Genomic DNA, 345 nt, shown 5'->3' with positions numbered 1-345 from the left:
TATGTGCAGGTGTCCGCCGAAGCGGTCCCGACCTCCGACGGTCTGGAAGAGCGGATGCGCCGGTTGGAGCGGCGGTTGAAAGCGCTGGAAGCGACGGCTGCCAATCGGGAATCGGCGCCGGAGGAGGCGGCCGCTCCGCGTCCGGGTCGGACGCCTCCTCCATCCACAGGGAGGTCCGCCGGGCCCGGGGAGCTGCTGCGGGAGATCGATCCGCAAAAAACGGAAGCGGTTCGACGGCAATGGCCGGAGGTGCTGGGCCGCGTCAAAGAACAGAAGATTACCGTGCATGCCTGGCTGATCGACGGTGAGCCGGTGGCTGCCACGAAGGATGCGGTGATCGTCGCC

The 345-nt window shown here is 67.5% G+C and carries 1 protein-coding gene; it reads left to right on the top strand.

Annotated features, from left to right (window positions below):
* Positions 1-345, top strand: a 345-nt coding sequence (locus tag RZO55_RS08960) for a hypothetical protein (RefSeq protein ID WP_318063939.1), incomplete at both ends; no start/stop codon positions are given.

The organism is Clostridium boliviensis, assembly GCF_033342255.1.
Taxonomy (GTDB): Bacteria; Bacillota; Clostridia; order Lachnospirales; family Lachnospiraceae; genus Lacrimispora; species Lacrimispora boliviensis.
The sequence above is the reverse complement of the archived record's forward strand: the minus strand, read 5'-3'. Positions and strand labels throughout refer to the sequence as shown.